A 13,621-nucleotide genomic window follows, 5' to 3' on the forward strand; every position below is an offset into this window, starting at 1 on the left:
GCCCCCCCGCCCGCCCCCCCTTACAGCACCGGGGGCGGCCCTCCACACCCTTCGCCCCCCCCCCCCCCCCCTGGCGCGCCCGCCCCCCCGGGCCGCGCGGGTACGGCCCAGCAGCGCCGCGAGCGCCGCGGACGTCGGCGCCGACGCGGAGCCCAACGGCCGTACGGCGTCCGGCTGGTGAGCCGGGTAGAGCAGCACGGGCTGCGGCCTCCCCTCCGGGAACACCACGGCCGCCCCCGTGACGAACGCGGAGGGGATCAGCAGCAGCCCCCGGCCGTCCAGGTGCATGTCCTCGTCCAACCCCGAGAACATCTTGACGCTCAACACCGGCGCCTCCCACCGGATGCGCGACGGAAGCAGCTGGTTGAACAGCCGCTGGACCCCGCCCTCCAGCAGGTCGCGCCCACGGGCCGCGCGGTCGGCCGCGAGCAGGTCCTCCGCCGGCGCCCGGTACGGCGCGAGCAGCACGTCGTGGACGTGGCCGAGCGCCCCGACCAGCCGGCCCAGCAACTCCCGGTCCTCGCCCAGCGCCCGGGCCCACCCGGGGACCGGCTGCACGGCCGCCACCTCGGCGAGGTCCTCCCGGATCCGCCGGCCCGGCGTGGCCGCGACGGCCTCCAGCAGCTCCGCGACGCTCCGGGTGCCCGTCGGGTTGAGGAACCCCGGCGACAGCCCGTGCGACGGCACCAGGTCCAGGACCATCCGCGCCCGCGGCCCCAGCCGGCCCCGGACCTCGCGGCGCCACGCCCCGAACCGCACGTCCTGGCCGCGGTCCTGCAGGACGCGCAGGGCCGCGTTCAGCTCCATCATCGGAGCCACGCTCCCGGCCACGCGCGTCCGGGCCAGGTCCTCGCCCGTGAAGTGGAACCGAAACGGCATCCCGTCCCCTGCCCTTCCCTCCCCGAACCGGCCGACCGCCACCGGGCGTTCATGATGCCAGTGGACCTGCGGGCCGAGGACCGCCGGGCCCCACCGGCGTTGCATTCGGGCCACGGCCCCGGCGCTCCCGCCGGTCGACCGGCAGCACGGCCCGCGCCGCCGCATCCACGAGATGCTCACGTAGGTTGGGGAGCCGGCCGCCCTCGTGACGGTCATGCAACCGATCGGCCGCTGAACCACACCTCAACTCTCGGGAGAACACAGATGCGTTGGCGTACCTTGGCGACGGCCGTCCTGCTCGCCGCAGTCTCCGTGGCAGGGCTGGGCACACCCGCCGCGACCGCGGCCGACCGCGGCGGGCTCATCCCCGCCGCCGACCGCGAGATCCGCTTCACCGCCGACGGCACGACTGCCTACGGCACCCTCCACGTCCCCGCCCACCGCGCCGGACACCGCCTCGCCGCCGCCCTGCTGCTCCCCGGCAGCGGGCCGACCGACCGCAACGGCGACGAGCCGCCCGCACTGACCCCGGGCACCCTCGCCCAACTCGCCGACACCCTCGGCGGCGACGGCGTCATGACGCTGCGCTTCGACAAGTACTTCACCGGCCGCACCGGCCCCGGCGCCTACCAGGGTGACCCCGGCCGGCTCGACCTCGACGCCTTCACCCGCCAGGCCGCGGCCGCCTACACCACCCTGCGCGACCAGCCCGAGGCCGACCCGCACGCCCTGCTGGTGGTCGGCCACAGCGAGGGCGGCCTGCAGGCCCTCCTCGTCGCCCGGACGGTCCGGCCCGCGCCGGCCGGCCTCGCACTGCTGGCCCCGCAGGACGCTCGCCTGCTCGACCTCCTCGCCGCCCAGGTCGCCGGCCAGCTCGACCAGGCCGTGGCCGCCGGCCAGGTGACCGCGGCGCAGGCCGAGGCGAACAAGGCGGGCGTGAGCGCCGCAATAGCGGAATTCCGGGCCGGCCGCCCGGCCGACACGAGCACGCTGCTGCCCCCGCTCGCCGCCCTCCTGAACGCGTTGTTCGGCCCGAACAACGCCCGCTTCGTGCGCAGCGACGACACCGTCTACCCGCCCGACGTCGCCCGCGCCCTTCGCCCCGGCACCCGGGTCACCGTCACGTGCGGCACCGCCGACACCAACGTCCCCTGCGCGACCACCCCGCCCCTGCTCGCCGCCCTCGCCCATGCCCGCACCACCGGCCCCGGCCTGCGCACCCTCGACGGCGTCGACCACTTCCTCCACCCGGCCGGCACGCCGGTGAACGACCACACCCTGGCACCCGCGGCCGTGGCGGCCCTGCACGAGTTCGCCCGCCCCTGGAAGCGGTAGCCCTCACCGGGCCGGACGCAGGACCGGCGGACGCACGGAACGCATCCCGTGGCACGAGACGGGCGCGGAGGGGTGGGGAAGCGGCCCGGTCAAGTTCGCCGACGACGAATCGGACGGCGCCGACTGGCTGTTCGGCCTGCTGGCGGACGGCACGGCGGAGGCGTACACCGACTGGGCCGGGGACTACTACGAACGCGACATCGACCACGAAGCCGTCCAGGCCGTCCTGACCGGCGCCCCGCTCACCCGCCGAACGGTGGCCGCCCTGTCGGCGACCGCGGACTTCACCGCCGTCGCCGAGCAGGCCCGGAGCCTGGGTTACGCCGTCGACGAGCGCTGACTGCCGGGCCGTCACAGAATCGGCTCATCACATCCAGGCGGGCGACTCGATGCCCCCGAAGTCGTTCCAGGCACGGCAGTAGGCGCGTGATTCCGGCCCGACGGCCGGCCGGACCGATGCGAGGCCGAACCCGTCGTCCCAGGCGTTCAGCAGTGATTCGAAGAACCCTGTGGCAGCGGTGATTCGGTCCGCCTCGTCGCCGTTCATCGCGACGCGCAGGCCGGTCGTGATCCCCGTTATGGGATTGTTCCGTTGAAGAGGGGCAGCCCCTTGGGGGTCGCCCACAGCCGCACCGAAGGGGGCCCGCCGGGTGGGCTCGTCGAGTCGTGGGGTGGAATGACGCTCTGGCCATGGTCTCGCCGTGAGTGGAGACCTTCGAGAAGTTCGGGTGGATGACGTGGAATTCGAAAGGCTTGTCGGCTCCGGCGACTGGCGCGACCCCGCCAAGGAGCGGCGCCTCTATGCACGCGCCCGGAGCCCGTTGGGGGAGGTGCTCCTGCACCGGGCGCGGGCGACGCGGGGTGGTGTCGAGGGCCAGTGGGAGGGTTGGGAGGAGTGGACCGTCGGCATCGGCGGGAACGACGTCCTCGTCCTCCACGACATGGGCAATCCGGGCGGCCCGGCGCTGCGCCGGGTGGCGAAGACCGTCCACGGGGAGTTCGCCGGGGCCGGCATGACGGTGAGGGGGCAGCGCTCGCTGCTGCCGTCCGGCCGGTCCGTCGTGTTGTCGATGGCGGGCGGGGAGATCCGGTTCCGGACGCAGGGGTTCAGGATCCAGGCGGTGTCCGCGCGCGGCGATGTGGTGGGGGAGCGGCGCGGCGGCGTGTGGGGTGGGGTGAGGGCGGAGGCGGACGTCGTGGCCGCGGTCTGCGTGTTCGAGTGGGCGGGCCTCGACGGCTTTCTGGGTTTCCCGCTGCTCCAGTACGTCTGAGACGAACGGTCACCCGGTCATCCCTGGACGAACGGCAGCTCGCGCTGCATGATCGTCCGATGACCACTCCGGAGATCGTCGTCGAACGCCAGCTCGCCGCCTACAACAGCCATGACCTGGACGCCTTCCTGGCGACCTACGCCCCCGATGTCACCGTCAACCGCCGCGACGGCAGCCGTCTCGACGGGCGCGAGGCGCTGCGCGAGGTGTACGCGGGCATGTTCGCGAAGGCGCAGTGCCGGGCCGAGATCGTCGGGCGGTTGACCGAGGGGGAGTGGGTCGTGGATCGGGAGATCGCCCACGGCATCAAGGCCGACCCGGTCCGGGTGCTGGTCGGCTACCGGGTCCGCGAGGGCCTGATCGACCGGGTGGACTTCCTCGGTTGATCGCTGTTCGGAGCCGCCGGGAGCCCCGCGTCCGTATGATGATCATTCATGGGGGATGGCAGAGCGGTTGACAGGTCATCAGGCGTGATCATGGTGCAGGGTCGGGCCCGGCTGTGGGTGGCCGACGGCGCGGTGCACTGGCAGCGGGGGCGGGAGCTGATCGTCGTCCCGGGCGTCTGGGTGCGCCGGGTCGGCGTGGACGGCGGGACGCTGACGGTCGAGCTCTTCGACGACACCTCGCTGACGCTCCGGCACCGGCTACCGGAGGTCGCCCGGGCGCTCGCGGACGAGATCGAGCCGCTGATCGGTGACAGCCCCGGACCGGGCGACCGCCCGCCGATCCGGGACGTCACGCCGCCGCCCGCCGTGGTCAGGGCGATGCGGCGGACGGCCCGGGCCCTGCGCGCCTCGTCGCCGCTCGTCCGCGTGCAGATCGGGCACGCGGCGCTCGCCGTGCCGGTCGCCCTTTTGGCCGGAGGCTGGGTCACGCTCGTGGCCTGGGCGATGGCGGCGGCCGGCCTCTGGCTGATCGGGCTGTCCCTCCGGGTGGTCCAGCCGGTCAAGCGCTGGCGGGTGTGGCGGCGCGGGGTGACGGTGCGGGCGGAGTTCAAGCCCGATTTCGCCACGTACGCCAAGGCCGGTGACCTCCGCGCACACTTCCGCGCGCTCGACGGCTCCGCGCACGACGAGTCCGTCCGCTGGGGCAACCGGCGCAACGAGGTCCGCTACGACCTGCGCGACCCGTCGCGCGTGATCGCGCCGACGCGCGTGATGTGGCTGGCCGACCTGCTCTTCGGGCTGGTGTTCGGCGCGGGCCTCGGCGGGGCGCTGGCCACGCCGTACCTGTCGCTGTTGCTCTGGCTGCTTCTGGGCGGTTCCTAGCCGTTCCGTCGCAGCCCCGGCGCGAGTGCGCCGGCGGTCCGCACGACCTGCTCGAAGGGTGCGAGGTCGCCAGCCGCCCGGCACAGCACGTGCGCGCCCTGCAGCAGCGTGATCAGCGTCGCGGCCAGTCCGCTCGCGGTGTCGGCGTCGAGCCCGGCGGTGGACAGCCGCTCGGCGAGGCGGTCCACCCATGCCGTGAACGCCGTCGAGGCGATCCGGCGCAGCGCCACGTCGTCGTCCTCCGAGCCGGTGCCGATGGTGACGGCGGCGACGGCGCAGCCGCTGCCCGTCGCCGAATCCGCGACCACCGGCCTGACCAGCTCGAAGAAGCCCTCGACGTCTACGCGGGCGGCGTGAACCACCCCGTCGTGGGTCAACATCCTCAACGCCCGCGACGGCGCCTGGGGCATCGGAGGCCGCGCCCTCACCAACGCCGACCTCGCCGAGGCCCTCGCCGCCGGCGCCTGACCGGTCGGCGCGGCCGGCCTCGGCGGTACTGGAGCCCGGCCGGGGCGGGGTCGCGTTGGAAGCGGCGTGAGCGCGCCGGGCGGCATAGGCTCGGAGCCATGCTGATCTACTCGATGGGTGTCTCGGTGGACGGGTTCATTTCCGACCGTGAGGGCAAGTTCGGCTGGTCGGTCCCGAGCGAGGAGCAGTTCCGCTTCCACGTCGAACAGATCAGGGAGCTCGGCGGATTGCTGTGCGGCCGCAGGCTGTACGAGACCATGCTGCCGTGGGAGACGGACCCGTCGATGCGCGACACCGAGCTGTGGGCCGAGTTCGCCGACGTGTGGAGCGGGATCCCGAAGGTCGTCTTCAGCCGCACGCTCGACCGCGTCGAGGGCAACGCACGGCTCGCCCGGGCGCCGCTGGCCGAGGAGGCCGCCGCGGCGCTCGCCGCCACCGACCTGGACGTCGAGGTCGGTGGCGCCGGCCTGGCGGCGCAGGCGGTCGTGCTCGGGCTCGTCGACGAGCTGCGCATGTTCCGCCACCCGATCGTCGTCGGTGGCGGCACGCCCTTCCTGCCGCCCGTCACGGAGGACGTCCGGCTGGACCTGATCGACACCAGGACGTTCGGCTCCCGCGTCGTCTACGAGCGCTACCGGCGCGTGCCCGAATCGTCGGACTGACGCGAACGACAGTGACCGCGAAGGACATCGCTCCTGTGTGGTCTCACCGCCGGGGCATGCCCCCGTGCGGGCTGTTGACCACCAGCGCCAGTGATCCCTCCGCGAGGTAGAAGTGGTCGGGGAAGTACTCGATGTGGAGGTGGCCGCCGTCGTCGAGCTCGGCCATTTCCCGCAGGTTGTCGGCCAGCACCGCCCGCGCCGGGCCGTCGCCGCTGATCACCAGTAGCCGGCGCGAGGCGTCCAGGTGAAGCAGCACGCCGGGGCCGGGTGTGTCCCTGACCTCGACCCTCGTGAGGTCGTGGCGGCCCGTCGCGGCCGAGGACGGGAGGTCGATCACCCCTTCCCCCTCGGCCACCACGCGGGCCAGAAGGTTCAGGTCCTCGGCGGAGCCGGAGACGTCCCCCAAGGCGTACGAGGGGTCGAATTCGATCTTCACGGGCGGTGGCGCTCCTTCACTCTCCGGCCTGCGGGTGGGTGGTGACCACGTCGGGCCATTGCTCAGGGCTGCTGCACGGCCCGCTGCTGGAGGTGCGCGATGCGGGTCAGCGAGCGCATGAACCGCGTGTACTCCTCGGCCCCGATCGCGTCGGCGTGGCGGCGGCCGATCGCGGCGAGGACGCGGCGCGCGGCAGCGATCTCGGCGGTGCCGCGCTCCGTGGGCACGACGAGCTTGGCGCGGCGGTCGGCGGGGTCGGGCCGGCGTTCGACGTAGCCGAGGGCTTCGAGCTCGTCGACGGTGTTGCCGATGATCTGCTTGTGCAGGCCTGCCAGTTGGGACAGCTCGCTGGGGCGCACGCCGTCGGGACGCAGGTGTGCGAGGAGGGCGCCGTGCCGCGGGGTGAGGTCGTCGAACCCCTCGTGGGCCATGGTGTGCCAGAGCTCGTCCTGGAGGGCGCGGAAGAGGATGCCGGTCAGCACCCCGAGGTCCGGTTCCGGTGCGGCGCTCGTCGCACGGGCGTCGTCCTCCGGCATGGCGGTCCCCCTTTCGGATCGGCAGCGGGTCGCTGGTCTGGTCCGTGCACGATATCGCCCGGCCGGCCGGCGGTCCGCGCCGGCCGGGTCGGCCACCGCAGGACGGCGTCCAGGGCTTGCTTCGTCTCAAGCCCCTCGGCATCAGGCCAGTTCGGCGTAGGCCTGTTCGATCAGGCCTGCTTGGCGTAGGCCTCGCGGAGCTGGCCGTTCAGGATGCCGAAGTCCATGCCCACGGCCTCGTACAGCGCGGGGGCCAGCGGGCTCGCGTTGTCGGCGAGCATCTCCACGGCGACCGACGCGTAGTCGACGGCGATGACCCCGGCCTGCTGCATCCGCAGGATGCCGGTGGTGCGTTTGGTGTCGTTGAACGTGCCCGAGGCGTCGACGACGCCGTACACGTCGTAGCCGGCACCGGTGGCCGAGAGGGCGGGCAGGGTCAGGCAGACCTCGGTGGAGACGCCGGCGACGATCAGCTTCTTCCGCCCGGTGGCCTCGACCGCCGCCCGGACGCGGGGGTCGTCCCACGCGTTCACCGTGCTCCGGTCGATGACCTCCAGCTCCGGCGGCAGGGCCGCGGCCAGTTCGGGCGCCAGTGGCCCCCACAGGGACTCCGCCGCCGTGGTCGTCACCACGATCGGGACCCCGAGCACTCGCGCGGCCCGCGCCAGCGCGACCACATTGTGCTTGAGCTCGGCGACGGTGTAGTCGCGCACTGCGGCGAGCAGCCCGATCTGGTGGTCGACGAGCAGCAGGGTGGCGTTGTCCGCAGTGAGCTGCTCGGTGAAGCGCGACGATCCGTCAGTGGTCGTTCCATGCATGGCCGTTACTCCTTCACGAGTGCGTGCCGCGGTGCGGTCGCTGGTTCCAGTGAAGCAGTCACAAACTTTGATAGTCAAGAATTTTGACTACTCGGTCCGACGGAGGAGCGGTTGGGAGAGCGCGTGGCCGGGCGCGGGCCGAACCTCCGCCAGCAGGCCCCGGCGGGTCCTCCGTCAGGGCCAGACGAGCAGGACCGGGCAGGGGGCGTGGTCGACGACGTGACGGGTGACCGGGCCGAGGCTGCGCGGGCCGGGGTGGGTGCGGTCACCATCGCGGGCGAGGACCAGGAGGTCGGCGGCCTCGGACGCGGTGACAACCTCCCGTTCGACGCGGCCGGTGCGCACCTGGGCGGTGCAGGGGAGGTCGAGGCGCTCGGCGGCGGCGCGCACGAGGTGTTCGCCGGAGGCGGCCGCGAGGTGTTCCAGGCGGCTGCCGGGGTCGTCGCCCCAGCCGTCGCCCGGGAGATGATCGGAGTTTTCCCGCCGATGGCCGCGGCCGAAGAGGCCGGCGAAGGCGCCGTGCGCGGCCCCGGGGACCTCGGGGTCGCGCACGTACAGCAGGACGATGTCGGCGCCGGGCGGGGAATGCTCGCGCGCGGCGTCGACACAGGCGGGCCAGGTGCCCTCGGTCAGCCAGACGACGGTCGTCACGTGTCACGCTCCGATCGTGCGGAGTCACCCCCACAGTGCCACCGCGGCCACGGTCAGGGAAGCAGGGCGGCCACCACAGGCAATCCGATGGTCGACGGCCCCGCGGTCGGGGTGCCCGGGCCGACTCCGCAGCATGGACGAATTTCCGTCCTTTCCAACCAAGTTGGGTCCGTCCTGGTCACGCCGAGGGCGCCGGGTGTCGACGCGGTCCGGAGGGCCGGGCCCCGTCAGGGGATCACTCCGCGAGCGCCTGGATCGCCGCGTAGCCGGGGACGTTCGGCATCGCCGGGAGGACGCCGTCCGTGCGCAGGGCGACGGCGGCGTCCACGGCCGCGCCGAGGGCGATGCGGAAGAGCAGGCCGCCCAGGCTGACGCGGCGGACGCCGAGGTCGGCGAGGGCCTTGAGGGACGGGCCGCCGGTCGGGGCGAGGAGGTTGAGCGGGAGCGGGATCGCGGCCACCACTGCGGCGATGTCCGCCGGGTCGGTCAGGCCGGGGACGAACACGCCGTCCGCGCCCGCGTCCCGGTAGGCCGCCAGTCGGGACACCGTCTCGGCGGTGTCCGGCTCGCGCTGCCAATGGGTGTCGGTACGGGCGTTGACGAAGAGCAGGGGGACGGCCGCCTTGATCGCGGCGATCTTCGCGGCGTGCACGTGCGGCGGGGTGAGGCCGCCGTCGGCGCGGCCGTCCTCCAGGTTGACGCCGACCGCGCCGGTCTCGGCGAGCTCGGCGGCGAGGTCGGCGACCTCGGCCGGGTCGTCGCTGTAGCCGTTCTCGATGTCGACGGTGAACAGGAACCTCCCGTGGCCGAACCTGCGGGCGAGCCGGAGCATTTCGGCGCGCGTCCCGCCGGTGCCGTCCGGCAGCCCGGCCGCGGCCGAGACGCCCAGGCTCGTGGTGGCGATGGCGGGGAACCCGGCGGCGGCCAGGGCGGCGGCGGACGCGTGGTCCCAGGCGTTCGGCAGCAGCAGGGGCTCACCGGGGCGGTCGTGCAGCTCGCGGAAGGCGGCGGCGTTGGCGGCGGCGGTGTTGGTGTTGGCCATTGAGGCTCCTGAGAGAACGAGGTGGTGGGCTGCGTCCGGGGCGTTGGTCGCCCCAGTTTCCCGGGTCAGGCGCCCGGCGCCGTGGCGACGTGCCCGGCCCGGCCGTTCCGTTCCAGCAGCCCGGCGGCGAGCGCCAGCGCGTGGGCCCGGCCGGGGCAGCGGTGCGGGCCGGCGCCGAAGACGAGGAGGTCCGGCGCGTCCCGCTGGGCGGCGGCCACGTCGATCAACACGGCCTCACCGGACCGGACTTCACGCTCCCCGACGCGGACGTCCGCGACCGCCCGGCGGCGCAGCGCCGGCACCGGGGGGTCGTGCCGCAGCACCTCGCCGAGGACGCCCGCCGCGCCGCCGGCCGGCAGCCCGTCCGGTGTCGCGCGGCGGGCGTGTTCGACCAGGCGGGCCGTCGCGTCGCACGCCTGGACCAGCAGCCCGATCCGCTGCGCCGCGGCCTCCGGGCTTCCGTTGTCGCCGACGTGGGCCAGCAGCAGGGCGACGGCCTCGTCGGCGGCCTTCGCCTCGACGGGCGTCAGCGGGCCGCCGAAGTACCCCGCCGAGACGGCGACGACCGCCTCGGCCACCGCGTCCGGCCCCGGCAGCCCGAGCGCCTCCGCCAGGGTGCGGACGACCGCGTGCCGGTCGGCGGTATGCCAGTCGTCCGCGTGCCGGGGGTCTGCGGGCCGGCCGTCCGCACCCGCCGCCGAACCGGCTGCGGCCAGCCGGAGTTGCTCGGGGTCCAGCCCGGCCAGTCCGGCCTCGGCGTGGGCGCGCCGACGCGCGTGCACCTGTTCGTCGCCGGTGAACCGGGCGACGGTCGCGCGCAGCCAGGCCAGGGAGCCGACAGGGGAGTCCGCCGCACCGACGGCGGGTTCGGGGACCAGCAGGGGCTGTTCGAGCACTGCGCGGGCGTCGGCGTACGAGCTGACGCCGTGGACGCCGTGGACGTCATGGACGCCGTGGAGCCCGTGGACGGACGGTTCGGAGATCGTCATGGGGCCACGCTAGGCGCGGAACAGTTCGGCGACGGCCGAACCGTGCCGCGAGCTGATGGGTGGTCACCCTGACACGGCGGCGCGGTGGGTCGGGGGTCGTTCAGGGTTGTTCCCGATACCCGTCCGGGCGAGGGCCGAGCACGATCGATCTCGTAGCCAAGCGACCAGAGCTCAACCCGAATCACTCCATGGAGTGCCACATGAATCCCCTCGTCCGCCGCGCCGCCGCCCTCGGCCTGGCCTGTTCCGTCCTGACCGGCGTCACCGTCGTGTCGGGGGCCCAGGCCTTCGCCGAGGCGGGTCCGGGCACCACGACGGCGTTCCCGCCGCTGAACCCCGCCGCGCTGGAGGCCGCCATCCAGACCCGGCCCGGTGACGGCGCCGCCGGTGCGGTCGTCCGGGTCGCCGAGCCGGGTCGGCTGTGGACCGGCTCCACCGTCGACTCCCAGACCGGCCGCAAGATCCCGGAGAACGCGCACTTCCACGCCGGCAGCATCTCCAAGGTGTTCGAGACGACCGTCATCCTCCAGCTCGCCGCCGAGGGCCGGCTCGACCTCGACCAGACCGTCCAGCACTACCTGCCCGGCCTGCTCCCCGACACCTTCGCCCCGGTCACCGTCCGCGAGTTGGTCGACTACACCAGCGGCCTGCCGGACGTGGACGAGGGCAAGCCCGCCGACGGCGTCGACGACACGATCGCCGACCGCTACTCCTACCGGACCTTCGACGAGGTCATCCAGGACACCCTGCGCCCCGCCGACCGCCCGTGGCCCGGCCCGCACTTCGACCCCGGCACCAAGCAGGAGTACAACTCCCTCGCCTTCCGGATCGGGGGCAAGCTGATCGAGCAGATCACCGGCGACTCCTTCAGGGACGAGATCACCGGCCGGATCCTGGACCCGCTGCACCTCGACCAGACCTCGGTGCCCGAGGACGACCCCGAGATGCCCCGCCCCTACCTCCACGGCTACATGACCGACAGCCAGGGCGACGCGGTGGACGTCAGCGAGCAGGGCGGCACCCCGTCCAACATGATCTCCACCACCGCCGACCTGGACCACTTCATCACCGCCCTCCTCCAGGGCCGTCTGCTGCCCGCCGCACAGCAGAACGAGCTGTTCGCCGTGCCCAAGGACACCGAGGGCAAGCCCGTCCCGTTCGTCGGCGGCACCTCCTGCGACAAGGTGGCCTGCTTCGGCGCCGGCCTGATGTCCACCCCGCTGCCGAACGGCACCGTGCTCTGGGGCAAGACCGGCCACGACGACGGCTACGCCAACGGCATGTTCGCCACCCGCGACCTGTCGATCCGCGCCGTCTACTCCATTTCCAACCTCAGCCCCGACTTTTCCGCCCCGAGCCCGCTGTCCAACCGCCTCCTGAGCGCGGTCCTCAACCCGTCCGCCCCACAGGGGCACTGATGACGCGCAGGCGGCGCTGCCCGGGGCTCCCCGGGCCCCCGCCCCCCCCCCCGCGTGGTGAGCCCCCCCCCCGCGGGCCCCCCCGCGCCCGGGCCGGCCGCCGCCCCCCCCGCGGGGGCGGGGGGGCCCCGGGCAGCGCCGCCGACCCACGTGTCGTCAGCGCACCGCCTGCGGCACCCGCTGCGCCGGGACGGCCGCCGTGCCCGCCGGCGTCGGCGTGGCGCCCAGCGCCGTCCCGCGCGTCTCCTCGGCCCACAGCACGCACACCAGGAGCCCGAGCGCCGTGGTCCCGGCCGCGATCAGCATGGTCGGGCCGGTGCCGAGCCCGGTCAGCGACAGCGGCAGCAGGTAGGTGCCCACGGCCGCGCCGATCCGGCTCACCGAGGTGGCCACGCCCACGGCGGTGGCACGGATCTCGGTCGGGAAGAGCTCGTTGGGGTAGGTCCAGTCGAGCACGTTGGGCCCGCCGCACAGGAAGGCGTACGCGCACAGCGCGGTGAGCGCGACGGCGGCCGGCGCGGTGGGCCACACGCCCAGCAGCGCGAGCGGGACGGTCATGAGCGCGAACGACCAGATGATGACGGGGCGTCGGCCCTTGGTGTCGATCAGCCGCAGGGCGGGGTAGCAGCCGAGCAGGAACACGAGACTGATCAGCCCGGTGCCGAGGGTCTCCATCACGGTGCCGCCCGGCATGCCGAACGAGGAGAGGATCTGCGGGCCGAAGGTGAGCATCGCGAACAGCGGGCCCACCTGGCAGAGGAAGAACAAGCCGCAGAACAGGGTGCGGCGGCGGTACGGCGGGGTCATCAGCAGCCGCAGGCCGCCGGGGCGCCGTGCGGCGCCGACGGCCTCGGGCATCAGCTCCCGGCCGTCCACCCGCACGCCGAGGTGCTTCTCGACCACGCGGACGGCGTCGCCGACCCGCCCGTTGGCGGCCAGCCAGCGCGGAGACTCGGGGGAGCCTCGGCGGATCACGAGGAAGACCACGCACAGCACCGTCGAGCTCGCCAGCATCCACCGCCAGCTGCCGGGACCGGCCAGCTCCAGGAACAGGTAGCCCACCACGTAGGCGAGGACCGAACCGGCGTACCACGCGACGATCTGCTGGCCGAGGAGGCGCCCGCGGTGCTTGGCGGGCAGCCACTCCGCCAGCAGGGAGGTGGCGATGGGGTAGTCGGCGGCCACGGCCATGCCGAGCACGAAGCGCAGCACGGCGATCGCCCACACCGCGTCGACCCAGAAGGAGAGCACCGAGCAGGCGACCATGACCAGCAGGTCGGCGGTGTACATCACCTCCCGGCCGATCTTGTCGGTCAGCACGCCGAACAGGGCGCCGCCGACGAACATGCCCACCAGGGCGGCGGCACCGATCAGGCTGACCTCCGCGGTGGACAGGCCGAGGTCGGGCCGCATCCCGATGAGGGCGACGCCGACGATGCTCAGGATGTAGCCGTCGAGCAGCGGCCCACCGGAACAGGCGAGGGCCAGCCTGCGGTGGAAGGCGGTATAGGGGGCGTTGTCGATGGTCCGGGACATGGTCTCGGGGATCCTCCGGAGCGTACGGCGGCGCTGTTCGCGCGCCGTGCGCCGGGTAGACGACAGGACGGACGCCACCCGGTCGGACGGCGCCGCCGCCCGAAGGCGACCGTCCACGGTTGCCCCGGTGCACCGGGCTCGCCACCGGGCCGAAGGTCGGCCGGATCACCGACGAAGGTCCCGAAGCGGACGGGCCTTCCGGCCGTGCCGCCGGGCCGCCCGCCCGTGTCGCACGGGGCCTGGAGCCGTGCCGTAGGCCACGACACCCCGGGGGTTGGTAGGGGGGGGAAAACCACCGGGCCCAAACCCGGG

Annotated in this window: 16 protein-coding genes; 6 read left to right on the forward strand and 10 right to left on the reverse strand. The window is 73.9% G+C overall.

What is annotated here, in order from left to right:
* On the reverse strand, nucleotides 1-879 hold an 879-nt coding region (locus ACFV4G_RS21175; protein ID WP_380442556.1), incomplete at its 3' end, for a hypothetical protein.
* A gap of 264 nt (nucleotides 880-1,143) precedes the next feature.
* On the opposite strand from ACFV4G_RS21175, the gene ACFV4G_RS21180 reads away from it, so the two are divergent.
* Entirely contained in the window at nucleotides 1,144-2,214 is a 1,071-nt protein-coding gene (locus ACFV4G_RS21180; RefSeq protein ID WP_380442558.1) for a dienelactone hydrolase family protein, read from the forward strand.
* 367 nt (nucleotides 2,215-2,581) lie between these two features.
* On the opposite strand, the gene ACFV4G_RS21185 is transcribed toward ACFV4G_RS21180, so the two are convergent.
* Nucleotides 2,582-2,839, reverse strand: a complete 258-nt coding sequence (locus tag ACFV4G_RS21185) for a hypothetical protein (protein ID WP_380442560.1) — start codon at nucleotides 2,837-2,839, stop codon at nucleotides 2,582-2,584.
* A gap of 112 nt (nucleotides 2,840-2,951) precedes the next feature.
* Between ACFV4G_RS21185 and ACFV4G_RS21190 the strand changes: the two genes are divergently transcribed.
* The 3 genes from ACFV4G_RS21190 to ACFV4G_RS21200 all read left to right on the forward strand — a co-directional run bounded on the left by ACFV4G_RS21190 (nucleotide 2,952) and on the right by ACFV4G_RS21200 (nucleotide 4,753).
* Nucleotides 2,952-3,485 (forward strand): hypothetical protein, encoded by a 534-nt coding sequence (locus tag ACFV4G_RS21190; RefSeq protein WP_380442562.1) that lies wholly within the window; start codon nucleotides 2,952-2,954, stop codon nucleotides 3,483-3,485.
* 59 nt (nucleotides 3,486-3,544) lie between these two features.
* A complete protein-coding gene (locus tag ACFV4G_RS21195) occupies nucleotides 3,545-3,871 on the forward strand; it encodes a nuclear transport factor 2 family protein (RefSeq protein WP_380442565.1) in 327 nt (108 codons plus the stop codon).
* 90 nt (nucleotides 3,872-3,961) lie between these two features.
* The gene (locus ACFV4G_RS21200) at nucleotides 3,962-4,753 is read left to right on the forward strand and encodes a hypothetical protein (protein ID WP_380442567.1); all 792 of its coding nucleotides are present in this window, start codon (nucleotides 3,962-3,964) and stop codon (nucleotides 4,751-4,753) included.
* Here the strand turns inward: ACFV4G_RS21200 and ACFV4G_RS21205 are convergent.
* Nucleotides 4,750-5,133, reverse strand: coding sequence for a hypothetical protein (locus ACFV4G_RS21205; RefSeq protein WP_380442568.1), 384 nt, complete (start codon nucleotides 5,131-5,133; stop codon nucleotides 4,750-4,752). The genes ACFV4G_RS21200 and ACFV4G_RS21205 overlap by 4 nt on opposite strands.
* A 186-nt stretch (nucleotides 5,134-5,319) precedes the next feature.
* Between ACFV4G_RS21205 and ACFV4G_RS21210 the strand changes: the two genes are divergently transcribed.
* Nucleotides 5,320-5,883, forward strand: coding sequence for a dihydrofolate reductase family protein (locus tag ACFV4G_RS21210; RefSeq protein ID WP_380442570.1), 564 nt, complete (start codon nucleotides 5,320-5,322; stop codon nucleotides 5,881-5,883).
* A gap of 43 nt (nucleotides 5,884-5,926) precedes the next feature.
* On the opposite strand, the gene ACFV4G_RS21215 is transcribed toward ACFV4G_RS21210, so the two are convergent.
* The 6 genes from ACFV4G_RS21215 to ACFV4G_RS21240 form a co-directional block, all read right to left on the reverse strand.
* Complete coding sequence (locus ACFV4G_RS21215) at nucleotides 5,927-6,319, reverse strand: hypothetical protein (RefSeq protein ID WP_380442572.1); 393 nt, start codon at nucleotides 6,317-6,319, stop codon at nucleotides 5,927-5,929.
* 62 nt (nucleotides 6,320-6,381) lie between these two features.
* Entirely contained in the window at nucleotides 6,382-6,855 is a 474-nt protein-coding gene (locus ACFV4G_RS21220; RefSeq protein ID WP_380442574.1) for a MarR family winged helix-turn-helix transcriptional regulator, read from the reverse strand.
* A 170-nt stretch (nucleotides 6,856-7,025) separates the two neighbouring features.
* Complete coding sequence (locus tag ACFV4G_RS21225; protein ID WP_380442576.1) at nucleotides 7,026-7,673, reverse strand: isochorismatase family protein; 648 nt, start codon at nucleotides 7,671-7,673, stop codon at nucleotides 7,026-7,028.
* Between the two features lie 174 nt (nucleotides 7,674-7,847).
* Entirely contained in the window at nucleotides 7,848-8,324 is a 477-nt protein-coding gene (locus ACFV4G_RS21230; protein WP_380442578.1) for a universal stress protein, read from the reverse strand.
* A 235-nt stretch (nucleotides 8,325-8,559) separates the two neighbouring features.
* On the reverse strand, nucleotides 8,560-9,366 hold the full coding sequence (locus tag ACFV4G_RS21235; RefSeq protein WP_380442580.1) for an isocitrate lyase/phosphoenolpyruvate mutase family protein: 807 nt from the start codon (nucleotides 9,364-9,366) through the stop codon (nucleotides 8,560-8,562).
* Between the two features lie 65 nt (nucleotides 9,367-9,431).
* A complete protein-coding gene (locus ACFV4G_RS21240; protein ID WP_380442582.1) occupies nucleotides 9,432-10,355 on the reverse strand; it encodes a hypothetical protein in 924 nt (307 codons plus the stop codon).
* A gap of 200 nt (nucleotides 10,356-10,555) precedes the next feature.
* Between ACFV4G_RS21240 and ACFV4G_RS21245 the strand changes: the two genes are divergently transcribed.
* The gene (locus tag ACFV4G_RS21245) at nucleotides 10,556-11,773 is read left to right on the forward strand and encodes a serine hydrolase domain-containing protein (protein ID WP_380442584.1); all 1,218 of its coding nucleotides are present in this window, start codon (nucleotides 10,556-10,558) and stop codon (nucleotides 11,771-11,773) included.
* 156 nt (nucleotides 11,774-11,929) lie between these two features.
* Here the strand turns inward: ACFV4G_RS21245 and ACFV4G_RS21250 are convergent, their stop codons facing one another.
* Nucleotides 11,930-13,309, reverse strand: coding sequence for an MFS transporter (locus tag ACFV4G_RS21250; RefSeq protein WP_380442587.1), 1,380 nt, complete (start codon nucleotides 13,307-13,309; stop codon nucleotides 11,930-11,932).
* Nucleotides 13,310-13,621 lie beyond the last annotated feature (312 nt).

Source organism: Kitasatospora sp. NPDC059747, assembly GCF_042732955.1.
In the GTDB taxonomy this organism is placed as follows: Bacteria; Actinomycetota; Actinomycetes; order Streptomycetales; family Streptomycetaceae; genus Kitasatospora.